The organism is Streptomyces sp. NPDC005408, from assembly GCF_040606445.1.
GTDB lineage: Bacteria > Actinomycetota > Actinomycetes > Streptomycetales > Streptomycetaceae > Streptomyces.
In genome coordinates this window covers 91,375-117,217 of record NZ_JBEXEX010000007.1, presented here as the reverse complement: position 1 = coordinate 117,217, position 25,843 = coordinate 91,375, and the positions used below count along the sequence as shown (strand labels likewise).

The 25,843-nt window shown below is 71.2% G+C and carries 16 protein-coding genes and 4 pseudogenes; 15 read left to right on the top strand and 5 right to left on the bottom strand.

Translation table 11 applies throughout. The features are described from left to right. Window positions 1-68 precede the first annotated feature (68 nt). The 8 genes and pseudogenes from ABZS64_RS09880 to ABZS64_RS09845 all read left to right on the top strand — a co-directional run bounded on the left by ABZS64_RS09880 (window position 69) and on the right by ABZS64_RS09845 (window position 11,386). Window positions 69-2,168, top strand: coding sequence for a DUF4139 domain-containing protein (locus ABZS64_RS09880; protein WP_355825711.1), 2,100 nt, complete (start codon window positions 69-71; stop codon window positions 2,166-2,168). Between the two features lie 8 nt (window positions 2,169-2,176). Then, on the top strand, window positions 2,177-3,739 hold the full coding sequence (locus ABZS64_RS09875) for a DUF4139 domain-containing protein (protein WP_355825708.1): 1,563 nt from the start codon (window positions 2,177-2,179) through the stop codon (window positions 3,737-3,739). A 133-nt stretch (window positions 3,740-3,872) separates the two neighbouring features. Then, a pseudogene (locus ABZS64_RS09870) lies at window positions 3,873-4,295 on the top strand (hypothetical protein). Continuing rightward, the gene (locus tag ABZS64_RS09865) at window positions 4,285-4,914 is read left to right on the top strand and encodes a hypothetical protein (protein WP_355825705.1); all 630 of its coding nucleotides are present in this window, start codon (window positions 4,285-4,287) and stop codon (window positions 4,912-4,914) included. The pseudogene ABZS64_RS09870 and the gene ABZS64_RS09865 overlap by 11 nt, the downstream one beginning before the upstream one ends. 29 nt (window positions 4,915-4,943) lie before the next feature. Then, window positions 4,944-5,679, top strand: a pseudogene (locus ABZS64_RS09860) (putative T7SS-secreted protein); the annotation flags it as partial. Between the two features lie 105 nt (window positions 5,680-5,784). Beyond that, window positions 5,785-9,705, top strand: coding sequence for an RHS repeat-associated core domain-containing protein (locus ABZS64_RS09855; protein WP_355826050.1), 3,921 nt, complete (start codon window positions 5,785-5,787; stop codon window positions 9,703-9,705). A 13-nt stretch (window positions 9,706-9,718) separates the two neighbouring features. Beyond that, window positions 9,719-10,471 (top strand): hypothetical protein, encoded by a 753-nt coding sequence (locus ABZS64_RS09850; protein ID WP_355826047.1) that lies wholly within the window; start codon window positions 9,719-9,721, stop codon window positions 10,469-10,471. Between the two features lie 138 nt (window positions 10,472-10,609). Further along, complete coding sequence (locus ABZS64_RS09845; protein WP_355825703.1) at window positions 10,610-11,386, top strand: hypothetical protein; 777 nt, start codon at window positions 10,610-10,612, stop codon at window positions 11,384-11,386. A 171-nt stretch (window positions 11,387-11,557) separates the two neighbouring features. Here ABZS64_RS09845 and ABZS64_RS09840 read toward each other — a convergent pair whose 3' ends face one another. After that, a complete protein-coding gene (locus tag ABZS64_RS09840) occupies window positions 11,558-11,980 on the bottom strand; it encodes a secondary thiamine-phosphate synthase enzyme YjbQ (RefSeq protein WP_355825701.1) in 423 nt (140 codons plus the stop codon). Window positions 11,981-12,323: 343 nt separating this feature from the next. Here ABZS64_RS09840 and ABZS64_RS09835 point away from each other — a divergent pair. Then, a pseudogene (locus ABZS64_RS09835) lies at window positions 12,324-12,444 on the top strand (alkanesulfonate monooxygenase); the annotation flags it as partial. 26 nt (window positions 12,445-12,470) lie between these two features. On the opposite strand, the gene ABZS64_RS09830 reads toward ABZS64_RS09835, so the two are convergent. After that, complete coding sequence (locus ABZS64_RS09830) at window positions 12,471-13,391, bottom strand: LysR family transcriptional regulator (protein ID WP_355825699.1); 921 nt, start codon at window positions 13,389-13,391, stop codon at window positions 12,471-12,473. 74 nt (window positions 13,392-13,465) lie between these two features. Here ABZS64_RS09830 and ABZS64_RS09825 point away from each other — a divergent pair, with 74 nt between their 5' ends. The 4 genes from ABZS64_RS09825 to ABZS64_RS09810 are packed head-to-tail and all read left to right on the top strand — an operon-like array spanning window position 13,466 to window position 18,680. After that, window positions 13,466-14,632: an FAD-binding oxidoreductase gene (locus tag ABZS64_RS09825; protein ID WP_355825697.1), complete on the top strand. Its 1,167-nt coding sequence runs from the start codon at window positions 13,466-13,468 to the stop codon at window positions 14,630-14,632. Between the two features lie 33 nt (window positions 14,633-14,665). Continuing rightward, window positions 14,666-16,006, top strand: a complete 1,341-nt coding sequence (locus tag ABZS64_RS09820) for a VOC family protein (protein ID WP_355825695.1) — start codon at window positions 14,666-14,668, stop codon at window positions 16,004-16,006. After that, window positions 16,003-17,541, top strand: a complete 1,539-nt coding sequence (locus ABZS64_RS09815) for an aldehyde dehydrogenase family protein (protein ID WP_355825693.1) — start codon at window positions 16,003-16,005, stop codon at window positions 17,539-17,541. The genes ABZS64_RS09820 and ABZS64_RS09815 overlap by 4 nt, the downstream gene beginning before the upstream one ends. Window positions 17,542-17,597: 56 nt before the next feature. Beyond that, on the top strand, window positions 17,598-18,680 hold the full coding sequence (locus tag ABZS64_RS09810; RefSeq protein ID WP_355825691.1) for an NAD(P)-binding domain-containing protein: 1,083 nt from the start codon (window positions 17,598-17,600) through the stop codon (window positions 18,678-18,680). A gap of 21 nt (window positions 18,681-18,701) precedes the next feature. Here the strand turns inward: ABZS64_RS09810 and mltG are convergent, their stop codons facing one another. The 3 genes from mltG to ABZS64_RS09795 form a co-directional block, all read right to left on the bottom strand. Continuing rightward, window positions 18,702-19,547 (bottom strand): endolytic transglycosylase MltG, encoded by an 846-nt coding sequence (gene mltG / locus ABZS64_RS09805; RefSeq protein WP_355825689.1) that lies wholly within the window; start codon window positions 19,545-19,547, stop codon window positions 18,702-18,704. A gap of 100 nt (window positions 19,548-19,647) precedes the next feature. After that, window positions 19,648-20,241, bottom strand: coding sequence for a hypothetical protein (locus ABZS64_RS09800; RefSeq protein WP_355825687.1), 594 nt, complete (start codon window positions 20,239-20,241; stop codon window positions 19,648-19,650). A 39-nt stretch (window positions 20,242-20,280) separates the two neighbouring features. After that, window positions 20,281-22,092: an ABC transporter ATP-binding protein gene (locus tag ABZS64_RS09795; protein WP_355825685.1), complete on the bottom strand. Its 1,812-nt coding sequence runs from the start codon at window positions 22,090-22,092 to the stop codon at window positions 20,281-20,283. A 129-nt stretch (window positions 22,093-22,221) separates the two neighbouring features. Between ABZS64_RS09795 and ABZS64_RS09790 the strand changes: the two genes are divergently transcribed. Both ABZS64_RS09790 and ABZS64_RS09785 read left to right on the top strand, forming a co-directional pair. After that, a complete protein-coding gene (locus ABZS64_RS09790) occupies window positions 22,222-22,665 on the top strand; it encodes a MarR family transcriptional regulator (RefSeq protein ID WP_355825683.1) in 444 nt (147 codons plus the stop codon). A 21-nt stretch (window positions 22,666-22,686) separates the two neighbouring features. After that, a pseudogene (locus ABZS64_RS09785) lies at window positions 22,687-25,622 on the top strand (FAD-binding and (Fe-S)-binding domain-containing protein). Window positions 25,623-25,843: the final 221 nt, after the last annotated feature.

Below are 25,843 nucleotides of genomic sequence, written 5' to 3'. Positions count from 1 at the left end.
TCGACGCGGACGCGCAGACCGCCGGGGCGTAGGCTTCGCTCAGCATGGACGCGGCGGGGGCGGAGCACATGACGGCTGAGTCAACACAGAGGTGGGGGTCGACCCTCGATTCGGTCGTGGTGTACGCGCAGGGCGCGGTCTGCCGCCGCCTGGCCCGGGGCAGCGTGTCGCCCGACGGCCGGGTGCGAGTGACGGGACTGCCCCGCTCGCTGGACCCGGGCTCGCTGCGGGCCCGTGTCCTGGGCGCCCCCGGGATGCGCGTCACCGAGGCCCGGGTGGAAGTCGAGGCCGAGCCGCTCGGCACGGACACGCCCGACGAGTTGCGGCGCCCGGTCGAGCGGCTGAGCGACGAGTACGCGGCGGCGCAGGGACGCCGGGACCGACAGCTGAGCCTGATCGAGGAGGTCAGGGCTCTCCACCCGGTCCCACCTGCCCGCAGGCGCGAGGACCCGCACCGCCGCACCCCGGTCGACGCGTGGCTGGAGCTCGCCGACTTCGTCGACGAGCGGCTGACGGGACTGCACAACCGCCTCGTCGAGCTGGAGGAGGCACTGCGCAACGTCGAGCACGAGCTCACCGTCGCCGCCGACAGGCTCGCCCGCGCCTCAACCGACGCGCCGTCAGCGCACGTGGAGACCACGGTCTGCGCGGTCCTGACCCTCGAGGGCACCGGTGAGGCGGAGCTGGAGCTGGAATACGGGGTGCCGGGCGCCGTCTGGGTGCCGGCCTACCGTCTCACTCACCGTCAGGGCGACGGCAGCGGCCGTCTGGTGCTGCGCGCCTCGGTCGCCCAGCGGACCGGCGAGGACTGGACCGGCGTGCGCATCGCCCTGGCCACCGCCGATCTTCGGCGCCGCACCGACCTGCCGAGGCTCCGCTCGATCCGGATCGGACGCAGTCAGCCCGCCCCCGCGCCTTCTGGCTGGCGCGAGCCCCCGGCCGGGCTCGTCGACCTGTTCTCCGGGTACGACGCGGCAGGCACTGGCCCAGCCACGACCGCCGCACCCGCGGCTGTCGGGGCCGGCTCCGCGCCCGTGGGTGCCGCGGGCGGCTCCGCGTCCGGTCCTGTTCCGCCACCGCCGCCTCCCCCGCCGCCGGCACCGCAGAGTTACGGCGGTCCGCCGGCCGCCGTCCCGGTGCCCGGCGGCGCAGACGGCGCTCCCCCGGAAGTCTTCGGCGTCGGGATGCCCGCACTCGCGCAGCCGGCCCGGTCGCGACCGGGCGACAGGCCGCGTACTGGCAGCAGGTCCTTCGCGGGTGCCCCCGCCGCCATGGCGCCCGCGGCTCCTGGCCGGGCTGCGCCGCCACCCCCTCCGGCACCGGTAGCCGGTCCGCCGCAGCCGAGCGGCGCCGAGCTCGACTACGCCGCCCTTGTCCTGTGCGGCCCCGACGAGCAGGGCGGTCGCAGAGGCCGGCTGTTTCCCGACTCTCCCTTCGACCCGGTGGCGGCCGAGTACCGCCGCCGCGCCGAAGCGGTGGCCGCGCTGCCGTTGCCCGGACAGGCCGTGCGGCCCCGCGAGTCGGCGGGTTCCTTCGACCACCGCTTCGATGCCACCGCCCGCGCCGACATTCCGTCGGACGGCACCTGGCACACCGTCACCGTCGGCGAGATCCCGGTCGGCCTGCGTACCGAGTACCTCTGCGTGCCGTCCGTGGAGCAGACCGTGTACGCGACGTTGGTGCTCTCCAACGCCACCGACCAGGCACTGCTGGCCGGCCCGGTGGAGGTCACCGTCGACGACGACTTCCTGCTGACCGCCGCACTGCCCACGCTCGCCCCCGGCGGTGTCCGCCGGGTGGGGCTCGGGCCGGCCGAGGGCATCCGGGTCACCCGCCGTACGAACCTGCACGAGTCGACCTCGGGCCTGCGCAACAACACCACCGTGCTCGACCACCGCGCCCACGTGGAGCTGGCCAACCGGCTCGCGAGGCCCGTCACCGTGGAAGTCCGCGAGCGGGTGCCGGTCACCTCCGAACCGGACGTCCGGATCGAGGAACGGGCCGACTGGACGGCACCCGAGGAAGGCACGGGGCCCGATCGCCATGCGCCGGGCACCCGCGTCTGGCGGCTGGACCTGCCCGCAGGCGCCACTGCCGTCCTCGACGGCGGCTACGAGATCCGCATCCCGACCGGCAAGGCCCTGGTCGGCGGCAACCGCAGGAGCTGACACACGCCATGTCCACGGCCCCGAAGCCGATCGCCCTCCCCGTCACCGCCATCACGTGCCTTGAGGATCGCGCCCACATCGAGCGCGCCGTCGTGCTCGACCTGGAGGCCGGGGTCCAGCGGCTGCGTCTCGGGCCCGTCAGTGCGCTGGCCGTCGACCGGACCCTGCATGCCGAGCTGACCGCCGATCACCCCGCGACCGTGCTCGACGTGCGGATCGTCCGCAGCTGGACGCCGCGCGGGCCGCTGCCGTCCACCGACGACGACTCCGCCCTGCGCCGCCGCGTACACACCCTCGAAGAGGAGCGGCTGGCCCTGGGGCAGCGAGGCGACCGGCTGCATGCCCGCCTCGACCTGCTCGGCCGCCTCGCCGCCGATCTGCTGCGGGAGATCGGCGAAGGCGCCGGCTCCGGGGAGACCGAGCGGCCCCGCTGGGCCCGCGAACTGGACCGGGTGGACGACGAGCGCGACGCGCACGGCGAGCAACTCCGCACCGTGGAGGCCCGGCTGGCCGCCCTCGCTGCCGAACTCGGGGAAGCCCAGCGGGCCTTGCACCTCTCCGAGGAGGAAGCGGCCGAGCTGGTCGGCCATGTCGAGTTGACCGTGGAGGCCACGGTCGCCGGGCCGGTCGGGCTGCGCCTGAGCCACCTCACCCCGTGTGCGCTGTGGCGGCCCGCCTACCGGGCCGTGCTCGACGGGAACTCCCTGACACTGGAGACCGACGCGATGGTCTGGCAGCGCACCGGTGAGGACTGGTCGGATGTACGGCTGACATTGTCGACGGCCCGCTCGGCGCTGGCCACCGATCCGGCACGGCTGGGCGAGGACCGGCTGACGCTCAAGGACCGCTCCGCAGCGGAGCGCCGCACGGTCGACGTCGAGCTGCGCGAGGAGGAGATCGGGGCCCTCGGCCCGGCCCCGGTGCTCGGCCTGCCGGGGGTGGACGACGGCGGCGAGGCGCGGGTGTTGAGATCCCCCGCGCCAGTCTCGGTGCCCGGTGACGGCCGCGCCCACCGAGTGCCGCTCTCCGCATTCACCGCGTCCGCGCCCAGTGAGTACGCCTGCTCACCGGAGTTGTCCCCCCTGGTCACCCAAGTGGTGCGGTTCGACAACCTGTCCGGCCACGCGCTGCTCGCCGGGCCCGTGGACCTGGTCCGCGGCAGCGGATTCAGCGGCCGCGGCACGCTGGACTTCACCGCCCCCGGCGCACCCGTTGAGCTGGCCTTCGGCAGCTGCGACGACTACAGGGTGGTCCGGCATGCCGAGGAATCCCGCGACGTGGCCGGAATCACCCCGCGGACCGTGGTCACCCGCACGGTCCGGCTGCACCTGTCCCGGTTCTCCGCCCCCGGGGAGCACGGCGAGCGGGTGGTCGTCCTTCGGGAGCGGATCCCGGTCTCCGAGGTCTCGGCGGTGGAGATACGCCTGCACAAGGATTCATGCTCCCCGGCGCCCGACGTGGTCGACGCCGAGGGCATCGCCCGCTGGGACGTCACCCTCCCGCCCGGCAGCCGCCGCACGGTCACCCTGGTCTACGAGCTGTCGGCGAGCGCCAAAGTCACCGGGCTCTGAGCTTGGTGGGCCGCTGCACGCCTGCTGCGCCTCGAGACCAGTCGGCCCCGAGCGACGTTCGCGAGAACCGACCCTGCCCTGGCGCGCGTCCTGATCGACAGTGCCATCAGTGACCTACGACGGGGGAGGGGCCGTGGGGCAGGCAAGGACAGCGCTCGCCGAGCGAATTGCCGAGCAGAGAAGGGGAGTCGGTGACCCTCGTGCGCTGGTCGGTGAGATGCGGCGCTCGGTCCTTCTGGTGCCGACGGCCGGCGGAGGTCTCTGGTCGGCGCGGTCGGGCGGGGTGCGGTGGATCTGCGGGTTCACCGACGAGGCCGCACTGGCCCGGTTCGCCCTGCTTCACGCATCCGGTGATCAGCCCATGGACTAGGCGGCGCTGCTTGGTGCGCGCATCGTCGACGAGGTCGTGCCCTCCCTGGACGAGCCCGTCGGCCTCGCCGTCGACATCGCCACCGAGGACGGGTCGATGTTTTTCCCGCCGGTAGTCGGCATCGTCCCGGAGGCGGCCGCCGTCGACTCCGGTGAGGCAGAGGAGGGGCGCAGCCATGGGCGGTGACGGGGCGGATCTGAACTTCGACAAGGCGTCTGTCGCGAAGTTCACGCAGGGCGTGGGCGCGACCATCGACCAGCTCGGTGAACTCGGCGGCGCCACCGGTTCGGTGATGGGCAAGGGCTTCTCGGAGCTGTCGATGACCGGGATGGAGGCCGGGTACCACGGCCTTTCGGTCGACTTCGAGGACTTCTGCGAGCGCTGGGAGTGGGGTGTGCGAGCCCTGGTGAGCGACGCCAGCTCGATCGCGAACCGCCTCGGCCTGGCGGCGGGCACCCAGTGGGAGCACGACCAGTACGTCGAGGGCGCACTGAAGGTGGGCGTCAACTCCGTGATGGGCGGCAACCCGCACGCCACCGAGGAGGAGATCACCAAGCAGAACTGGGGCGACGTGTTCACGCCGGACTACCTGAACCCGGACTGGAGCGCCGAGTCGTGGGATCAGGCCGGCCAGGAGATGGGGCAGACGTGGAAGGACACCGGCCGCACCGTCCTCACCGAGGGCCAGGGCGGCCGGCAGTCGGAGATTCTCAATGACGCGCTCGGCATCTCCGACGACCAGTGGAACCAGGCGCTGGACGACACCTTCGGCCCGTCGCCGGAGGAACGCGCCCAACAGGCGTAGCAGCAGGGTGAGTCCGGGGGGAACTGACCATGGGTATCGGCGACTTCATCAGTGACATCACGCCCGACGCGGTCGAGGACGCGGTCGAGGACGGCGTCGAGTGGGCCGGCAACCGCGTCGAGGACGCCGGGAACTGGACCGCCGACCGGCTGGACGACGTCGGCTGGGAGTCCGGTGCGGACTGGGTGCGCGAGCAGTCCCGTTCGCTCGCCAACCGGATGGGCGCCGAGGTCGACGAGATGGACCTCGGACAGACCGAGGACAAGACCAAGCTGATCTACGGGAGCCCGGACAAGATCCACTCCACCGCCAAGCAACTCCGCGCATTCCAGAAGTCCTTCGACAACGCCGGCGAAGGCCTGAAGGGACTCGACCTCCCGGCTCAAGTGCGAGGCGGCCGAGGCGCTGCGGACCGCCGTGAGCACCCAGCCGCCCAAGTGGTTCACCGGTGCCGACGCCTGCGAGAAGGCGGCCGCGGCGATGGAGACGTTCGCCGGCACGGTCACCTGGGCGCAGGGACGGGCGCAGACGGCGATCGACAAGTGGAAGGAGGGCACCAAGGCCTCCGCGGACGCCGCCGACGCCCACCGCAAGAAGATCGACGACTACAACAGCGCGGTCGAACGCTACAACGCCCAGCCCGCCGACAAGCGCGACCCATCCACGCTCCCGCCCTGCCCCGCCCCGACGTTCGCCGACTCCGGCAAGAAGCTGATGCAGGATGCGCAGGACATCCTCGCCGAGGCCCGCAAGCAGCGGAACACGGCCGCCGAGACCGCGCGCACCGCGGTCCGCGCAGCCCGCGACAAGGCCCCGGAGAAGCCGTCGTACGCCGAGCAGTTGGGCGACGGTCTCGAGGAACTGCAGATCATGGGGGACCACGTCGGCGGCGGCATCATCAAGGGCACCGCGGGGATCCTGAACTTCGTCCGCCAGGTCAACCCCCTGGACCCGTACAACATCACGCACCCGGCCGAGTACGCCACATCGCTCAACAGCCTGGCCGCGGGGCTGGTGGTCGCCGCCAACGACCCGATCGGCACCGGCCGCCAGATGGTCAGCGACTTCATGAAGGACCCGGCCGAGGGCTTCGGCCGTCTGCTGCCCGACCTCGCTCTGACCGTGGCCACCGGCGGGGGCGGCGCCGCGGCGAAGGGTGTGCGCATCGCCGCGGACGCCGCCGACGCCGCACGGCTGCGCAGGCTGGTCGACGACGCCCCGGACGGCACCCACAACACCCCTGACGGCGACCGCACCGCCGGCGGCGACCCGGTGGACCTCGCCACGGGCCGGATGTTCCTGCCCCAGACCGACATCGAACTGCCCGGCATCCTGCCGCTGGTCTTCACCCGCCGCACCGAGTCAGGTTGCGCGGTCGGCCGCTTCCTGGGGCCCTCCTGGACGTCCACCGTCGACGAGCGTCTGAAGATAGACGCCGTCGGCGTCATCCACGTCACCGCCGACGGGCTCCTGATCCCGTACCCGCACCCGGTCCCCGGCGCGCCCACCCGGCCGGAGACGGGCAGGGCCCGCACCCTGCTGGCCCGCGACGCCGACGGCGACTACACGGTCACCGACCCCGACAGCGGCCTGACCTTCCACTTCACCGCCCCGTCCGGCAGCGAGCCGGGGGGTGACGGCGACGCCTGGCTGTCCCGGATCACCGAACGCAACGGCCACTCCCTGACCGTCGACCGCACCGAGGACGGCCTGCCGCTGGCCCTGGTCCACTCGGCGGGCCAGCAGGTGAAGCTGTCCGTCGCCGACGGCCTGGTCACCGCTCTGTCACTGGCCGGCGCGGGCGAGGGCGGCGCGGACCTGCCACTGATGAGCTACGGCTACCAGGACGGCGACCTCACCGCCGTCACCAAGCCCTCGGGCGCCACCACCGCCTTCGTCTACGACGACCGCCGCCGCGTCATCGCCTGGATCGACTCCAACGGAAGCCGCTACGACTACGTCTACGACGACCGCGACCGCGTCGTGGCCGAGGGCGGCGAGGCCGGCCACATCCAGATCACCCTGGCCTACACCGAACCGGACCCCGAGAACGGCCATCACACCACCACGATCACCACCCCCGACGGGCACGCGACCCGCCACGTGTACGGCCCCGGCTGCCGTCTCCTGGCCATCACCGACCCGCTCGGCCACACCACCCGGTTCACCCACGACCCGCGCGGCAACACCCTGACCCGCACCGACCCGCTGGGCCTCACGACCGCCTTCTCGTACGACGAGGACGACCGGCTCATATCCGCCATCCGCCCCGACGGAAGCGAACTGCGCACCGTGCGCGGCCCGTTCGGCCTGCCGGTGGAGGTCTTCGGGCCGGACGGCACCCGCGTGGTCCACGAGTTCGACGAACGCGGCAACCGCACGGCGGTCACCGACCAGGCCGGCGCCACCACCCGTTACACCTACGACCACGGCGGCCGGCTCACCTCGGTCACCGACGCCCTCGGGGCCACGACCCGCGTGGTGTGCGACGCGGTGGGGCTGCCCGTGGAGGTGACCGACCCGGCCGGCGCCATCACCCGCACGGAGCGCGACGCCCTCGGCCGCCCGGTCCGCGTCACCGACCCGGTGGGCGGGGTCACGCACCTGGAGTGGGACGCGGACGGCCGGCTCGCACGCCGTACGGGCCCCGACGGCGCCACGGAGTCGTGGACCTACGACGGCGAGGGCAGCCGGCTCACCCACACCGGCGCGTCCGGTGGCGTCTCCCGCTTCGAGTACACCCACTTCGACCTGCCGGTCGCCCGCACCCGGCCCGACGGCGCGCGCTACGAGTTCGAGCACGACGCCGAGCTGCGCCTCACCCGCGTGGTCAACCCGCAGGGGATGACCTGGAGTTACGAGTACGACGCCGCGGGCAACATCGTCTCCGAGACCGACTTCGACGGCCGCACCCTCACCTACCGGGTGGACGCCGCGGGCCGGCTCGCCGCCCGCACCGACACGCTCGGCGGGACCGTCGCGTTCGAGCGTGACCGGCTCGGCCAGGTGATTCGCAAGGACGTCGACGGCGGGGTGACGACCTACGCCTACGACAGGGCTGGTCGCCTGCTGGAGGCAGCCGGACCGGACAGCGAAGTGCGGTACCAATACGACCGTCGCGGACTCACCAAGACGGAACTGGTCGACGGCCGCCCCATCATGTACGCGTACGACGTCCTGGGCCGCCGTACGCGCCGCACCACACCCACGGGTCACGTCACCTCCTACGCCTACGGCGACGACGGACAGGCCCACCGTCTCACCACCGGCGGCCACCGTGTCGACTTCACCCACGACGCCGCCGGACGCGAACTGGCCCGTGTCTTCGGCGACGCGATCACGATGACCTCCGCCTGGGACGAGGCCGGACGGCTCTCCGAGCAGCACATCACCGCCGGAGGACGCGCCGTCAACAGCCGCGCCTACTCCTACCGCGCGGACGGTCACGTGACCTCCGTCGCGGACCGGCTGTCAGGCACCCGCACCTTCGATCTCGACCGGGCGGGCAGGGTCACCGCCGTCCACGCCCAGGGCTGGACGGAGCGGTACGCCTACGACGACGCCGGCAACCAGGCCTCGGCGTCCTGGCCGTCCGGCCACCCCGGCAGCGAGGCTGCCGGACCACGCGCCTACACCGGCACCACCATCACCCGAGCCGGAGGCGTGCGTTTCGAGCACGACGCCCTCGGCAGGGTCGTCCTGCGTCAGAAGACCCGCCTCTCCCGCAAGCCGGACACCTGGCGCTACGAGTGGGACACGGAGAACCGCCTCACCTCCGTCACCACGCCCGACGGAACACGGTGGAAGTACCGCTACGACGCCCTGGGCCGCCGTACCGCGAAGCAGCGGCTGGCAGCCGACGGCGAGAGCGTGGTGGAGGAGGTCTGCTTCACCTGGGACGGCCTCACCCTGTGCGAACAGACCACCCACCAGCCGGACCAGCCGAACGCGATCGCCCTCACCTGGGACCACCGTGGCGTCGTTCCCCTGTCCCAGACCGAACGGATCCTCACGGCCGACGACCGCCAGGCGGAGGTCGACCGCCGTTTCTTCGCCATCGCCACGGACCTCATCGGCACCCCCACCGAACTGATCGACGAGTCCGGCGACATCGCGTGGCGTTCTCGGTCCACGCTGTGGGGCACCACCGCCTGGGCCCGCGACAGCAGCACCTACATCCCTCTCCGTTTCCCCGGCCAGTACTACGACCCCGAGACCGGCTTCCACTACAACGTCTTCCGCCACTACGACCCCGAGACCGGCCGCTACACCTCCGCGGACCCCCTGGGCCTCGCTCCCGCGCCGAATCCCCTCGGCTACGTGGACAACCCGAACACCGCGTCAGACCCGCTGGGCCTGATGCCCAAGTACACGAAGGAGGAGAAGGCCCAGCAGAGGGCCGTCAAGGCCTCGGACGGGGTCATCGAGAAGGCGCAGGACGACAGGTTCCGGAAGCACCCCGAGTACCACGGGGACACAAGGCACGGTTTCAGCGACGAGCGGGTCCTGGAGATCCTGAAGAACCCGGACGCGGTGTACCACTCGACGGGCTCGGCCGGAAATCTCATCTTCCGGCAGGGCGAGGACGTCGTCGTGACCAAGGGGCCCGGTTCCGAGGCCGGACAGGCCGTCACGGCGTACGGCCCGTCGGGGATCAAGGGCGACTCCGGGGTGACGGCGCTCGGCGGCAAGCCCACGGACCCCGGTGCGCCGGTTACCCACGAGGACATCGTGAAGGGGAGGATTCCGAGCAAGGACGGATTCATGCCCCCCGCGGTGAAGATCAAATGAGGCAGCATTGACCATGAAACTGACCTTCGGCAGCGACTGGCGCGCAACGGTGACGGGCGATCCGCTGCCCATCACCCCCCGCTTCGCAGGCAACTCTGTAGACGTCGCGCACTACGCGAACGTGAAGGAACGTGAGCGGTTCCTTGTGGCCACCTTCGGCAGCCAGGAATGGCTGTGGGACACCCCTGACGTCTTCCGGTTCGACAAGGACAGCCTGCAGCTGGTCGGGGCTGAATTCCAGATGCCGTGCACGTCCCCTTACTGCGAGACCTCCGACCGTGTTCCTGTCATGCCCGCGCTACGCCCCGGCGGGCTCCGCGCGGACGAGGTCCAGGACTTCCGGCACGAGATGTGCCCGGTGCTGTGTCGCGTTCCCGGGGACACCGTGCTGACCTGTCTGCGCGACCTCGACGTCCTCGACGAGCCGCTGGAGGCCCGCATCGGCATCGCCCCCGACGTGGCGCTCCTCGTCCAGCACGGCGCCGTCGTCGGCTGGAGCCTCACCGAACCCGCCCAATACCTGACCACTCCATATACCGACCCCGACCCCAACCCGCCGTCCCCTGCCACCCGTCGGCTGCTCACCGAGTGCCTGGATCTGGTCACCGATCCGCTGATCTACGACGTGGAGGACCGGGAGCCGGCCGCCCTGGCCCGGCTGCGGGCCGCCGACGAGGCCCTGCGCGATCAGCGCGAGGACCGGCACCGGGCCGACGCCCTGCGTGAGCTGATCGCCAACCTGGTGGACACCTACGGGAACTGGTGACGGTAGGCCGGGAAGGCCGAGCCGGGACACAAGGCGGACGCCGAGGCCACCAACGCGAGGACACCACGGGGGGCAGGATTCCTGCCAAGCGTGGCTACATGGCTCCAGCAGTGCCGATCAGATGAGGCAGCAATCGCCATGAAACTGACATTTGACGGCGACTGGCGCGCGACGGTGACGGGCGCACCTCTGCGCAGCACCCCGCGCTTCGACTTCCCGGGCCAACGTGTACGCATTGCGGAGTACGCGGACATGGAGGAATGGCAGCGGTTCCTCGTGGAGACTTTCGGCAGCCAGGAGTGGCTGTGGGACGCTCCCGACGAGCTCCGGTTCGACCAGGCCGGCCGGGAACTGGTCGGCGCCGGGTTCCGGTTGCCCTACGAGTCCGCTCCTGCCGAGGACTCTGCCCGCGTTCCCGCCACGCCCCCCGTCCGCCCGGGCGGCCTTCGCGCGGACGAGGCCCGGGACTTCCGCCTGGAGGTCACCACGGAGCTCTGCCGCGCCCCCGGAGACACTGTGCTCACCTGCCTGCGCGAACTCGACGTCCTCGACGAGCCCCTGGACGCCCGCATCGGCATCGCCCCCGACGTGGCACTCCTCGTCCAGCACGGCACCGTCGTCGGCTGGAGCCTCACCGACCCTGCCCGGTACCTGACCACCGGCTTCGCCGCCGCCGACCCGGCTCCCCCCGCGCCGGCCACGCGGCTCCTGTTCACCGAATGCCTGGACCTCATCACCACGCCGCTGTTGGACGCGGTGAGGCGCCGGGATCCGGCCGCCCTGACCAGTTTCCGGGCGCTCGACCACAAGCTGCGGAACCAGCGCGAGGACCGGCACCGGACCGACGCCCTGCTGGCGATCATCGGCAACCTGGTCGAGGACTACGCCGACCGGCCGGCCGAACGGAAGCCGTGAACCATCGGCCCGGCGCTCCTCGTCCAGGCCGACGCGGTCGCCGGCCGTCGAGGGGACATCGGCGACCCCGACGCGGTACGCGCACTCGTCGAAACCTGATCCTCCGACAGGGGGACCCTGCACCAGCTCGTCGTCCGTCTGATCGAGGACTACGGGTACTGGTGATCCTGGTCAGCCGAGGAAGGTGAGGCGTACCTTCCGCTCGGGGTTGTCCCTGTTGGTGTCGACCAGGCACACGGACTGCCAGGTGCCGAGCTCAAGTCGGCCGCCGATGACCGGCAGTGTGGCGTGCGGCGGGACGAAGGCGGGCAGGACATGGTCCCTGCCGTGGCCCGGGCTGCCGTGGCGGTGCTGCCAGCGGTCGTCGGCGGGCAGCAGGGTGTGCAGCGCGGCGAGCAGATCGTCGTCGCTGCCCGCGCCCGTCTCGATCACGGCGATTCCGGCTGTCGCATGCGGGACGAAGACATTGAGCAGGCCGTCCCTGCCGCCCGCGGCCTCCTTGAGGAACTGCTCGCAGGCACGGGTCAGATCAGCCACGGTCTCGGCCGAGCCGGTGGAGATGGTCAGGGTCCTGGTGGTGAAGGGTCCGGGCATGGCTCCATCATCCCGTTCGTACCGCAAGATCGCGCGTCCGAGGACCGAGACGCCGTTGACCGGGCGCGGAGGCTACGTCTGCCCCGTGTTGCGTACAGCTCTGCTCACCACGCGCGGTCACATCGACCTGCTGCGGGGGTGGCTTCCGTGTCGTGTTGTCGCGGCTGCTGACGCCTTTTCAGCGCTCTCCCCGCGCTCTGTCTGATTCTGCTGCCTCACCTCGCTGAACGCGCGCCCGCTGTGCTCGCCGTGCTCCCGTAGTCACGCCACGCGCGGGCGCCGAGGCACATCTCCTCCTGCCTGCGTCCCCCGCTCTGGAGCCGGTGACCCCTTGCGCTGGCGCAGCACAGGCCGGCAGCGCATGCTCGCGCTGCACGGAAGCGGGTCGGTCGACCGCCACGAGCTGGAGATCTCGCCGAATCTCTGGGCGGGCCGTCGGCCTGGTGCGAGGCGGGGCGGGCACGGGGGGTGCGCCCTTCGGGCGTAGTCCTCAGACGCCGGACGGGCTGGATTTTCCCGTCGCCGCCCTCCGTAGTGCCTCGATGAGTACCTCCACCGACGGCCGCCCCCGCACGGCTGCACGCACCGCCACGACCACATGGCGTTCAACCAGATCGTCCAGCGGCACCGGCACGATTCCCTCGGAGCGCAGCCGCAGCATCAGCCCGGTCAGTGGTGCCACCCCGAGCCCCGCGCCGACCATCGCCAGCGAGGTGGCCGTGTCGGTGACCTCGTGGACGACGCGGGGTTCGAATCCGGCGCGGCGGCAGGCCGTGCGCACTGCCCGTCCGTAGTACGTGTGGGCAGCGGGCAGGATCCAGTCCCGGTCCGCCAGCTCGGTCAGCCGCCACGACGTCCCCTCGGGCGGCGCGCTCGCTGCCGGTACCGCGAGCGAGAAGCGCTCGGAGTGGAGCCGTACCAGCTCGGAGGCCTCGTCCCGGGCCAGCGGGGCATCCGGATAGTCCAGGCCCAGCGCCAGATCGACCCGGCCGGCCGAGACTTCCGCATGGGCCTGGTCGACATCCACCTCCTGGCTGACCACCCGTACGCCCGGATGGTGCTCGGCGAGCCAGCGCAGGGCGGGCGGCAGAAACGCCGCTGCCGCCGTGCCGAACACCCCGAGCCGCAGCCTGGCCGCGATCTCCGTGCGGGTGCGCTCGATGGCGGCCGCCGCCTCCGCCTGGGCCTGGAGGATGCGCCCGGCGTGGACGACGAGGGTGTGTCCGGCGTCGGTGAGCTCGACCCGGCGGCCGGCCCGCCTGATCAGCTGCGCGCCCGCCGTCCGCTCCAGCTGGGCGATCTGCTGGGAGATCGCGCCGGGCGTGTATCCGAGCGCAGCCGCGGCCGCCGTCATCGTGCCGCAGCGGGCGAGTTCGACCAGCGCACGCAGATGCGCTCCTCCCAGTTCCATAGAGAGGATCTAAAAGATCGACTGCTGAAACTGTCAATGGACGCGAAGAGTCGGCCGCATCCACCATGGCTTTCATGGGACACAGTGCTGAGGTCGGCGCCGAGGTCGTCATCGTCGGCGGTGGTGTCATCGGGGCGAGCATCGCCTTCCATCTCGCCGAGGCCGGGGTGCGGGACGTCCTGGTCCTGGAGCGCGACGAACCGGCGTCCGGCTCCTCGGGCAAGCCGATCGGCGGGATTCGCGCCCAGTTCTCGGATCCGCTCAACATCAGGCTGGGGCAGCGCAGCCTGGAGGCGTGGCGGGCGTTCATCTCCCGCCCCGGGGCCGACATCGGGATCGACAGCGTCGGCTATCTCTTCCTGCTCGGCAGCGAGGCCGAGGTGGCGACGTTCCAGCAGGCCGTCGACGTACAGAACGAGCTCGGGGTACCCAGCAGGATCATCACGCCGCGCGAGGCGCACGAGCTGTGCCCGTATGTGGATCCGGGCTCCCTGGAAGCCGCCGCCTACTCCCCCGACGACGGCTTCGCGCTGCCGAAAGCGGCGGTGAACGGCTATCTGCGCGCGGCCCGGCGCCTCGGTGCGAGGCTCCGTACGCACTGCACCGTCACCGGCATCGATACCGACGGCGGCCGGGTGCGGGCGGTGCGTACGACAGAGGGCACGATCCGCACCTCTGCCGTGGTCTGCGCGGCCGGCCCCTGGTCGGCGGCCGTCGGCGCGATGGCGGGGGTGAAGCTGCCGGTCACCCCCCTGCGCCGGCAGATCGCGCTGACCGGCCGGCTGTCCCCGGCACCGCCGCGTATCCCCTTCACCCTCGACTTCGCGTCCACGCTCTATTTCCACAACGACCGCGCGGACGGGCTGGTGCTCGGCCTCTCCGACCAGCGCCAGGAGCCGGGGTTCGGGCGGGAGTTCAGCCGGGAGTGGCTGGAGCCGTTCCGCGAGGCGGCCCGGCGACGGGCTCCTGCGCTCGCGGAACTTGAGGCCACAAGCGGCTGGGCGGGGCTGTACGAGATGACGCCCGACCGCAATGCGCTGATCGGCCGGGCGGGCGAAGTGGACGGTTTTCTGTATGCCACCGGTTTCTCCGGGCACGGGTTTCTGCAGGCGCCCGCTGTCGGCGAGATCGTCCGTGATCTGTATCTGGAGCGGACCCCGTTCATCGATGTGGGCCCGCTGTCCGCGGCCCGCTTCGAGGGCCGGGCCGCCGCCGTCCGCCCCGAGGCTCACATCATCTGACGCCCGCACGACGGGTACCGGAAGGAGGACGGAATGCTCCCCACCTGGCGGCTGCGGGCCGCGTTCGCCCGTCGGCTCTCCGACATGTACGGGACGGAGGTCCCCGCGTACACCACGCTTCTGGAGGTGTCGGCGCAGGTCAATGACGAGGTGATCGGCAAGGACGGCGACGCGGGACGTCTCGGCGGCATCGAGCGGGTCACGGCCGAGCGGCACGGCGCGATCCGCGTGGGCACGCCGCGCGAGATGCGCCAGGCGGCCCAGATCTTCGCCGCGCTGGGTATGGAGCCGGTGGGCTTCTACGATCTGCGCGAGGCTGCGGCCAGTGCGGTGCCGGTGGTCTCGACCGCGTTCCGGCCGGTCGACGCAGATGAGCTGGAGCGCAACCCCTTCCGGGTCTTCACCTCCCTGCTCACCACCGCCGACCGGCGGTTCTTCGACGCGGATCTTGAGGAGCGCCTCGAAACTTTCCTGGGCCGGCGTGAGCTCTTCCCGCCCGAGCTGCTGGACCTCGCGGCGCGAGCCGAGCGGGAGCAGGGACTGGACGAGCCGTCCGCCGAGCGCTTCCTCACCCTGGCGGTGGCCGCGTTCGAGCTCTCCCCGGAGCCGGTGGACCGTTCCTGGTACGCGGAGCTGGAGCGGATCTCCGCCGTGGCCGCCGACATCGGAGGCGTCTCGGGCACCCATGTCAATCACCTCACGCCGCGGGTCCTGGACATCGACGAGCTCTACCGGCGCATGGGTGAGCGCGGGATCACGATGATCGACCGGATCCAGGGGCCGCCGCACTGGGACGGGCCGGATGTGCTGCTGCGGCAGACGTCGTTCCGCGCACTGGCCGAGCTGCGCCGCTTCCGCGAGCCGGACGGCAGCGTCGGCGAAGGCTCGCTGCGGGTGCGCTTCGGCGAGGTCGAGGCGCGGGGCATCGCGCTGACCCGGGCGGGCCGTGCCCTGTACGACGAGCTGATCGGTGAGCCCGTCGAGGTCTGGGAGGAGCGCTTCCCGCGCACTGAACGTCAACTGGCCGTCCAGGAACAGGCGTTCTTCCGCTACGAGACGGTTCGCGACCGGCCTCGCGACGACCGCCGCCCGCCGGAGGATCTCGCCGGGCTCGTCGACGGCGGCTGGCTGCGCGCGAATCCCATCGTCTACGAGGACTTCCTCCCCAGGTCCGCGGCCGGGATCTTCCAGTCGAACCTCACCGACAAGGGCACCCGGGACGCCACAGCCACCGGCGCCCACTACGACCAGCAATGGCTCTCCGGCGTACTGGAGCGCCCCGTCCACGACCCCTTCGATCTCTACGCCGCTCAGCAGGACAGCTCACTTCGCCAGGCCCGTCAGGCCATCGGACTCCCCAAGGACACACCGTGACCAGCAACAGCACCACGCTCCCCGACAACGACTCGCTGCGTGCCCGGGCCCGCGAGAGCCTGCTCGGCTGCGGCGCCCAACTGCCCGCGGACGGCGGCGATGTCATCGCCCGTACGCCGCTGACCGGCTCCACTTTGTTCACCCTGCCCGCCACGACGCCCGAGCAGACCGACGCTGCGATCGGCGCGGCCGATGCGGCGTTCCGCGAGTGGCGCACGGTTCCGGCGCCGCAGCGCGGGGCGCTGGTCAAGCGTCTTGGTGAGCTGCTGAGTGAGCACAAGGAGCAGCTGGCCGACCTGGTCACCATCGAGGCGGGCAAGATCCGCTCCGAGGCGCTCGGCGAAGTGCAGGAAATGATCGACATCTGTGAGTTCGCGGTCGGTCTCTCCCGGCAGCTGTACGGGCGGACCATGGCGTCCGAGCGTCCCGGCCACCGGCTTTCCGAGAGCTGGCACCCGCTGGGCGTGGTGGGCGTGATCTCGGCGTTCAACTTCCCGGTGGCGGTCTGGGCGTGGAACACCGCGATCGCTCTGGTCTGCGGTGACACGGTGGTCTGGAAGCCCTCGGAGCTCACTCCGCTGACCGCGGTGGCCTGCGACGCCCTGCTGGCGCGCGCCGCCGCCGACACCGGTGCGCCCGCCGGTGTGCACCGGCTGCTGCTCGGCGGACGCGAGACGGGCGAGCGGCTGGTCGACGACGAGCGCGTCGCGCTGGTCAGCGCGACGGGCTCGGTCCGGATGGGGCGCGAGGTCGGCCCCCGCGTGGCAGGCCGTTTCGGGCGTTGTCTGCTCGAACTGGGCGGCAACAACGCGGCGATCGTCACCCCGTCCGCCGATCTCGACCTCTCCGTACGCGGGATCGTGTTCTCCGCGGCGGGCACCGCGGGCCAGCGCTGCACCAGCCTGCGCCGGCTGATCGTCCACGAGGACATCGCGGACCAGCTGGTGGAGAAGATCGTCCATGCGTACGGCCAGCTGCCGGTCGGTGACCCGTTCCAGGAGGCCACGCTGGTCGGACCGCTGATCTCAGGCACGGCGCACACGGCGATGAGCGAGGCGCTGGCGGCGGCCGAGGCCGACGGCGGGAAGATCCTCACCGGCGGCGACCGGCAGCTGGCCGACGAGGCGCCGGAGGCGGCGTATGTCCGGCCAGCGGTGGTGCGGATGCCCGCGCAGACGGACGTCGTACGCCGGGAGACCTTCGCGCCGATCCTCTATGTGCTCACCTACCGGAGCCTGGAGGAGGCTGTCGCGCTGCAGAACGGGGTCCCGCAGGGCCTGTCGTCCAGCATCTTCACGCAGGACCAGCGGGAGGCGGAGCGCTTCCTGGCCGCGGACGGCTCCGACTGCGGCATCGCCAACGTCAACATCGGCACCTCGGGCGCCGAGATCGGCGGGGCGTTCGGCGGCGAGAAGGAGACCGGCGGCGGGCGCGAGTCGGGTTCGGACGCGTGGCGGGCGTACATGCGGCGGGCGACGAACACGGTGAACTACTCCGACAGCCTGCCGCTGGCCCAGGGAGTGAACTTCCTGTAGGGATCGGGAAGATCCACGCACCCCACGCGGTTGGTAGAACCGTGAACAATTTCGGGGTGCGCGACGTGGACGTGGTCGTCATAGGCGCCGGACAGGCAGGACTGTCCGGCGCCTACCATCTGCGCCGCTCCGGGCTGGTGCCGGACCGCGACTTCGTGGTGCTCGACCATGCCCCGCGGGCCGGGGGCGCCTGGCAGTTCCGCTGGCCGTCGCTGACCTACGGCAAGGTGCACGGCATGCACGCCCTGCCGGGCATGGAACTGACCGGCGCGGACGACGGACGCCCGTCCTCCGAGGTGATCGGCGAGTACTTCACCGCGTACGAGAAACGCTTCGGTCTGCGCGTCCACCGGCCGGTCGATGTCAGGGCCGTGCGCGAAGGCGAGGGCGGACGGCTGCTCGTCGAGACCTCGGAGGGGACGTGGGCGGCCCGGGCGCTGATCAACGCGACGGGCACCTGGGACCGTGCGTTCTGGCCGCGCTACCCGGGTCAGGAGACCTTCCGGGGGCGGCAGTTGCACACCGTGGACTATCCGGGGCCCGAGGAGTTCGCCGGACAGCGCGTGATCGTGGTGGGCGGCGGGGCATCGGGGACCCAGCATCTGATGGAGATCGCGGAGTTCGCGGCGGAAACCACCTGGGTGACGCGCCGTCCCCCCGTCTTCCGCGAGGGCCCCTTCGACGAGGACGCCGGACGGGCGGCCGTCGCCATGGTCGAGGAGCGCGTACGCCGCGGACTGGCGCCGCAGAGCGTGGTCTCGGTGACCGGCCTGCCCCTCAACGACGCCGTACGGCAGGCCCGCGAATCGGGCGTCCTGGACCGGCTGCCGATGTTCGACCGGATCACGCCGACGGGGGCGGCCTGGGACGACGGACGGACGGTCGAGGCTGATGTGATCCTCTGGGCGACCGGTTTCCGTGCGGCGATCGACCATCTCGCGCCGCTGAAGCTGCGCGAACGGGGTGGCGGCATCCAGGTCGACGGCACCCGGGCGGTACGGGACGCCCGCGTCCATCTCGTCGGGTACGGGCCTTCGGCCTCGACGATCGGCGCCAACCGGGCCGGCCGGGCGGCGGTCCGTGAGATCACGCGGCTGCTGGAGCGCGAACCGGTCCTGAATGAGGCGGCCCTGGTCTGAGGGGCCCTCGTCTGAGGCCGGTCAGCCGCTGCTGCTCGCGCCCCTGCGCCTGGCGTTGAACTCCTCGACATTGCGCTGATGTTCCGCGTAACTCGCCGTGAAGCGGGTGTCCCCCGGCGCCACGGTGACGAAGTACAGCCAGTTGCCGGGCGTGGGACTGATCGCCGCACGCATCGCCTGCTCCCCCGGGTTGGCGATGGGGGTGGGCGGCAGTCCCCGGCGCTGATAGCTGTTGTACGGGCTGTCGATCCGGGTGTCGGCGGCCGTGGTGTCCAGCGTGCTGCGGTTCAGTGCGTAGTTCAGGGTCGAGTCCATCTGCAGCGGCGTCCCCTGCGCGAGCCGGTTGTAGATGACGCGGGCGACCTTCCCCATGTCCTGGGGCGTATCGGCCTCGGCCTGCACGATGCTGGCGATGTTCACCGTCTGGTAGACCGTGACCCCGCTGCGCTGTGCGCCTCTGCTGATGTGGTCGGCCCCGAAGCGCTCATTGGCCGTGTTGACCATGTAGCTGAGCAGGCTCTCCGGCGTGGACCGGGAGTCGACGGGATACGTGGCCGGGAAGAGGTAGCCCTCGGGGTTGCCCCGGGCGTCGGCCGGGAGCTTCAGCTGCGCCGTGCCGACCGCCTTCGCCGTCGTGCCCGGCGACTTGTCCAGAGCCTCGTCGACCGCCGCGTAGACCTGAGAGGCGCGCCAGCCCTCCGGGACCAGCAGCGACTTTCTCTCCTCCTGCTGGCCCCGGCCGAGCAGCAGCGGCACCAGCACAGCGACCGCCGCGACGACGACCGCGGTCACGATCAGCATCAGCCGGCCCCGGCGGGTCAGCCGGAACCTGCGCCCGGACTCTGCCGGCGGGGGTTCGTTCGTCATACAGGCACGCTAACCCGGAGCATCCAGCGATCCCGGCACCCGGCGCCGAGCGGTACGGGCACCGGGATCGGACGTACGCATGCCGACCGGTTGTGAGTGACTACGGCGTGAAAGGCGGCAGCGCGGCGAACTCCGGCACCACCTGAACCGCGGCGGCGAGCGCGTCGAGAGCGCGCCGCACCCGGCTCAGCGGATGGTCCGGGAACTGCGCGTCCCACTGGGCGTGGTCGGCAGCGTGGAACGGCAGACCGCCCTGCACCTCGGGCGCGTACGGGTGCGGCCGGAAGTACTGGTCGTGTCCGACCTGGGCCATCACCATAGCCTCTCGCATCCCCGTCATCCCTCGCTCGGGCGCCTGGATCTTCACCACGGTGCTGCATGTGGCGCGCGGCACGGTGAAGCTGCCGATGAAGGCCTGGCCGCTGGGCTGTCCCGGCAGCGGCAGTTTCAGTATCTGCTTCAGTGCCGGGAGGGCTCCGAGCGACTTCACCGAGGCCTCGATCAGTCCGCCGCCCGCGTTGGCGGTGAGGCGGGTGAGCGCGGCACGCAGCGAAGGACCGTCGTCGAGCGAGGCCGGAAGGTCGGGCGGCAGCCCGAAGAAGTGCAGCGACAGCACATCGCCTTCGTCATTGGCCCAGACGTCTTGGTCGACGGGCCGGTACCCGGGCAGTTCCACACCAAGGAGAGCTCTCATGGCCGGTGATCATGCCGTACCCGGGCCTGCGACGGTCCGTCAGGGTGCGACCGGAGCCAACTGGGCATCCCTGCGGACCAGTTCGGCATAACGGCCGTCCCGGTCGAGCAACTCGTCGTGGCTCCCCCGCTCGGCTATGCGTCCCTTGTCGAGGACCACGATCTGGTCAGCGTCCCGCACCGTGGAGAGCCGGTGGGCGATGGTGATGGTCGTCCGGCCCGCCGAGAGCGCGTCGATCGCCTGCTGCACGGCATGTTCAGTACGGGTGTCGAGCGCGCTGGTCGCCTCGTCGAGGATGAGGACGGGCGGGTCGCGCAGAATCGTCCTGGCGATGGCGAGGCGCTGCTTCTCACCGCCGGAGAAGCGATAGCCGCGTTCCCCGACCAGGGTGTCGTAGCCGTCGGGCAGCGATGCGATGTGGTCGTGGATCTGCGCCGCACGCGCGGCCGCCTCGATTTCGGCTTCGGTCGCGTCCGGCTTGGCGAAGCGCAGATTCTCGGCGACGGAGGCATGGAAGAGGTAGGTCTCCTGGGAGACGACCCCCACGGCCCTGGCGAGGCTGTCGAAGTCGAGGTCGCGTACATCGACGCCGTCGATCGTGACCTTGCCTCCCGTGACGTCGTACAGCCGCGGGACCAGATAGCTGAGCGTGGACTTGCCGGAGCCGGTGGGCCCGACGACGGCGAGGCTGCCGCCCGCCGGCACGGTCACGTCGATGCCGTCCAGAGTGGGCCGCGTCTGCTTGGCGTCGTAGGCGAAGTCGACGTCCTCGAACCGAACTTCGCCACGGATCTTCTCCAGCCGGACCGGCTTCTCGGGCTCGGTGATGTCCACCCGCAGATCGAGATACTCGAAGATCCGCTGGAAGAGCGCGAGCGAGGTCTGCATCTGCACTCCGGTGGAGAGCAGGCTCACTGCCGGGCGGAACAGGCCCTGCTGGAGCGAGACGAAGGCGACGAGCGTGCCGATCGATATCGCGGGTCCGCCGGACTGGAGGGCGAGTCCCGCGGCCCAGTAGATGAGCGCGGGCATCGCGGCCATGACGATGCCGATGGTGGACATCCGCCACCGCCCGGCCATGCTGGAGCGCACTTCGAGGTCGACGAGCCGCTCGGACTCCTCGGCGAAGGACCTGGTGAGCGAGTCGGCCCGGCCCATGGTGCGGCCGAGCAGGATGCCGCTGACGGAGAGCGACTCGGTGACGGTGGCAGCCATGGCGGCCATCTGCTTCTGGCGCTGCGTGGTGATCTTCTTGCGCTCGCGGCCGACCCGGCGGCTGATCCAGACGAACAGCGGCAGCAGGAGCAGCGAGACGACGGTGAGCCGCCAGTCGAGCGCGAGCATCGCGACGACGGTGGCGACCACGGCCGTGAGGTTGGAGACCAGGGAGGTCGCCGTGGAGGTCACGGTCGCCTGCATTCCGCCGATGTCGTTGGCGATGCGCGACTGGACCTCTCCGGTGCGGGTCCTGGTGAAGAAGGCGAGCGGCATGCGCTGCAGCTGGGCGTAGACCGCGGTGCGCAGATCGTGCATGACGCGCTGGCCGACGGTGGTGGAGATCAGTGTCTGGAGCACTCCGAAGACGCTGGTCATCACGGCGGTGAGGATCATGCCGAGGGCGAGCAGGCTGAGCAGCCCGGTGCGGCCCTGCGGGATCGCGGTGTCGAGGATCTCGCGGAGCAGGAAGGGCGAGGCGACCGAGACGAGCGACGCGGCGCCGACGAGCAGGCCGACGACGGCGAGGCGGCCGCGGTAGGGGTGGAAGAGCCGGAGGATCCGCCGAACCTCGGCGGGCGGCTGTTCCGGATCACGGGGCGGTGGTGTCCAGGTGGACTCGGCGTTGATACGCATGGGCTCCTTCAAGGATGAGACGGCAAAGGCGGGTGAGACAGCACAAAGGGTCTGGCAGCAAAGATTTTGAGAGCATAGCTCATTGTTACCTATATTCACAATGAGTCCGGTCCTGATATTGTTCCCGGCATGAGCACCGACCCGGACGGCCTGCTGGCCGAGCAGCTCCTTCGGCTGACCCGACGGCTCCACCGCAGCCAGAAGCGGCAGTTGGAGTCGGCCGACATCGCGATCACGCCCGCGCAGTCCCGCCTGCTGCGCACCCTCGCGCATTACGAACAGCCGCCGCGCATGGCCGATCTCGCCGCCCGCCTTGAGGTGGTCCCGCGCGCCGTGACCAGTCTCGTCGACGGCCTCGAGGCGAGCGACTGCGTGCGCCGCGCACCCGACCCCACCAACCGCCGGGTGATCCGGATCGAGCTCACCGACACGGGCCGCGCCACGCTCAGAGCGCTGCGAAGCGCGCGCCGGGCGGCCGCAGAGGACATCCTGGCTCCATTGACCGCCGACCAGCGCGAGGTGCTCGGCGGACTGCTGTCCGCCCTGGTCGACGGGCCGGGGTCACGCTGCTGAAGTCGCCGAGGGGACCGTGCCATGCCGCTGCTGGAGCCGAAGCCAGAAGCTCTCCGCCCGGACATGGCGCGGAGCGAGTCACCCGACCGGGTCCCCGACCGGCAGGCCGCGGGCACGCCCGAGCCGCTGCGCAGTGAGCTGATCGCCCTGCTCGGCGAGGACAAGGTGCGCTGGAGGGTCTCCGACCTTGTGCGGTACGCGTCGGACGCGAGCCCGTACCGCTTCGTCCCTCAGGTCGTGGTGGTCCCCGAGGACATCGACGACGTGTCCGCCGTCCTCTCCTATGCACACGGCAAGCACCGTCAGGTCGTCTTCCGTGCGGCCGGGACTTCGCTCAACGGCCAGGCCCAGGGCGAGGACATCCTCGTCGACGTACGCCGTCACTGGGCCGGGACCGAGGTGCTCGACGAGGGCGCGCGGGCCCGTATCAGCCCCGGCACGACCGTCGTGCGGGCCAATGCCGCTCTCGCGCGCCACGGCCGTGTGCTGGGCCCGGACCCGGCGAGCGCCATCGCCTGCACCATCGGCGGGTCGTCGCCAACAACGCATCCGGGATGACGGCCGGGACGACCCGTAATTCGTATCGCACCGTCTCCTCGCTCACCTTCGTCCTGCCGTCCGGCACCGTGGTCGACACCGGTGAACCCGACGCCGACGAGCAGCTCGCGCACGCCGAACCGCGGCTGTGCGAGGGCCTGTTGGCCATCAAGGCGGAGATCGAGGCGGACGCGGAGCTGAGCGCCCGTATCCGCGCCAAGTACGAGATCAAGAACACCAACGGCTATCGCCTGGACGCCTTCCTGGACGGCGCGACGCCCGCACAGATCCTGCGCGGGCTGATGGTCGGTTCCGAGGGCACCTTCGGCTTCATCTCCGAGGTCGTCTTCGACACCCTGCCGCTGGACCGCAAGGTCTCCACCGCCCTGCTCTTCTTCCCCAGCCTCCCCGCGGCCGCTGCCGCCGTCCCGCGCTTCAACGAAGCGGGCGCCATCGCGGTCGAGCTGATGGACGGGAACACCCTGCGCGCCTCGGTCCGCGTCGAGGGGGTCCCGGCGGACTGGGCCGCTCTGCCGAAGGAGACCGCGGCGCTGCTGGTGGAGTTCCGCGCACCCGACGAGGCGCGCCAGGAGGGGTACGAAGCCTCCGCGGCCCGGGCCCTTGCCCGGCTGGAACTGGTCGCTCCCGTAGCCTCCGTGACCAATGAGTTCACCCGGGACGCCGGCACGATCGCCGACTACTGGAAAGCCCGAAAGGCCTTCGTCACCGCGGTCGGCGGCGCCCGACCCTCCGGTACGACACTGATCACCGAGGACTTCGCCGTACCGCCCTCACGTCTCGCCGACGCCTGCGAGGCGCTGCTCGATCTCCAGACCCGGCACGGTTTCGACGCTGCCGTCGCCGGTCATGCCGCGCACGGCAATCTGCATTTCCTCCTCGCTTTCGACGCGGCCCGGCCCGACGACGTCGACCGCTATGCCGCCTTCATGGACGACTTCTGCCGCCTGACGGTGGAGCGTTTCGACGGCTCGCTGAAGGCCGAGCACGCCACCGGCCGCAATATCGCGCCCTACCTGGAGCTGGAGTGGGGTCCGAAGGCGACCGAGCTGATGTGGCGTACGAAGCAGGTCATCGACCCCGACGGCGTCCTCGCTCCCCGCATCGTCCTCGACCGCGACCCCAGGGCCCATCTGCGCGGGCTGAAGACGATCCCCACGGTCGAGCCGATCGCCGACCCGTGCATCGAGTGCGGCTTCTGCGAACCGACCTGTCCCAGCAAGGATCTGACCACGACACCGCGTCAACGGATCGTGCTGCGCCGCGAGATGATGCGCCAGCGCGAGGGATCACCGGTCGAGGCCGAACTGCTCGCGGCGTACGGCTACGACGCCGTCGACACCTGCGCGGGCGACTCGACCTGCAAGCTCGCCTGCCCCGTCGGGATCGACACCGGCGCGCTGATGAACGACTTCCGGCACCGTCGCCACTCACCGCGCGAGGAACGGATCGCCGAGCTCACCGCGAGGAACTTCCGTGCCGTCGAGGCCTCGGCACGCCTCGCGGTCGCAACCGCTCACAGGATGGGCGACGGGTTGCTCCAGTCCGTGACGGGCCTTGCCCGCAAGGCGGTCCGGCCCGATCTCGTACCGGAGTGGCTGCCCCAGATCCCGGGCGCCGCCGCCCGCCCACTGCCCCGTACGAACCGCGTCGGAGCGTCCGCCGTCTACTACCCGGCCTGTGTCAACCGCATCTTCGGCCCGCCCGACGGCCACGAGGGGCCCTCGCTCCCGCAGGCCGTCGTGGCGCTGTCGGGCCGCGCCGGAAAGCCGGTGTGGGTCCCGGAAGATGTGGCGGGCACATGCTGCGCGACGATCTGGCACTCCAAGGGGTACGAAGCGGGGAACCGTCTGATGGCGAACCGGATCGTCGAGGCGGCCTGGGGCTGGACGGCGGGCGGGCGGCTGCCGCTGGTGGTGGACGCCTCGTCCTGCACACTCGGCATCGCGCGCGAGGTGGTGCCGTATCTCACCGACGACAACCGTGAGTTGCACGCCGAGCTGACTGTCGTCGACTCCCTCGTCTGGGCCGCCGACGAACTGCTCCCCCACCTCACTGTCCGGCGCAGGACCGGGTCCGCCGTCGTCCATCCGACCTGCTCGATGCACCATCTGGGAGACGAGGCGCAGCTGCGCGCCCTCGCCGAGGCGTGCGCCGACGAGGTCGTGGTGCCCTACGACGCGGCCTGCTGCGCCTTCGCGGGCGACCGCGGGATGCTCCACAAGGAGCTCACCGACTCGGCGACGGCACGCGAGGCCGCCGAGGTCACCTCACGGCACTTCGACGCGCATCTCAGCGCCAACCGCATGTGCGAGATCGGCATGGACCGGGCGACGGGCCGCAGTTACTACTCCGTCCTGCTGGAGCTTGAGCGGGCGACCCGTCGCCGTGCGAGCCACTAGCCGCAGCCGCTAGGGAGTGTCTTCAAAGTCCCGTCTGCCCGCCCTTCGGGCGGACGACGCTACTTTGAAGACACTCCCTAGGCGCTACCCACCGCGCCATTTCATGCCGTTGGGGCCACTTCGCGAAGTCGGCCACCAGCCGCCCCTGTGCGTCGCGTTCCTTCCAGGCCGGTCGTCATTCCTCTCGTGGCGCGGCAAGCGGATTCCGCTTTCGCCGGGCC

Bases quoted from the DNA above. Each gene is read 5' to 3' on its own strand.
- ABZS64_RS09875 (WP_355825708.1), top strand. From the start codon at position 2,177: ATGTCCACGGCCCCGAAGCCGATCGCCCTCCCCGTCACCGCCATCACG.
- ABZS64_RS09790 (WP_355825683.1), top strand. From the start codon at position 22,222: ATGAGCACCGACCCGGACGGCCTGCTGGCCGAGCAGCTCCTTCGGCTG.
- ABZS64_RS09850 (WP_355826047.1), top strand. From the start codon at position 9,719: ATGAAACTGACCTTCGGCAGCGACTGGCGCGCAACGGTGACGGGCGAT.
- ABZS64_RS09820 (WP_355825695.1), top strand. From the start codon at position 14,666: ATGCTCCCCACCTGGCGGCTGCGGGCCGCGTTCGCCCGTCGGCTCTCC.
- ABZS64_RS09800 (WP_355825687.1), bottom strand. From the start codon at position 20,241: ATGAGAGCTCTCCTTGGTGTGGAACTGCCCGGGTACCGGCCCGTCGAC.
- ABZS64_RS09840 (WP_355825701.1), bottom strand. From the start codon at position 11,980: ATGCCCGGACCCTTCACCACCAGGACCCTGACCATCTCCACCGGCTCG.
- ABZS64_RS09880 (WP_355825711.1), top strand. From the start codon at position 69: ATGACGGCTGAGTCAACACAGAGGTGGGGGTCGACCCTCGATTCGGTC.
- ABZS64_RS09825 (WP_355825697.1), top strand. From the start codon at position 13,466: ATGGGACACAGTGCTGAGGTCGGCGCCGAGGTCGTCATCGTCGGCGGT.
- ABZS64_RS09795 (WP_355825685.1), bottom strand. From the start codon at position 22,092: ATGCGTATCAACGCCGAGTCCACCTGGACACCACCGCCCCGTGATCCG.
- ABZS64_RS09830 (WP_355825699.1), bottom strand. From the start codon at position 13,391: ATGGAACTGGGAGGAGCGCATCTGCGTGCGCTGGTCGAACTCGCCCGC.
- ABZS64_RS09845 (WP_355825703.1), top strand. From the start codon at position 10,610: ATGAAACTGACATTTGACGGCGACTGGCGCGCGACGGTGACGGGCGCA.
- ABZS64_RS09865 (WP_355825705.1), top strand. From the start codon at position 4,285: ATGGGCGGTGACGGGGCGGATCTGAACTTCGACAAGGCGTCTGTCGCG.
- ABZS64_RS09855 (WP_355826050.1), top strand. From the start codon at position 5,785: ATGGGGGACCACGTCGGCGGCGGCATCATCAAGGGCACCGCGGGGATC.
- mltG (WP_355825689.1), bottom strand. From the start codon at position 19,547: ATGACGAACGAACCCCCGCCGGCAGAGTCCGGGCGCAGGTTCCGGCTG.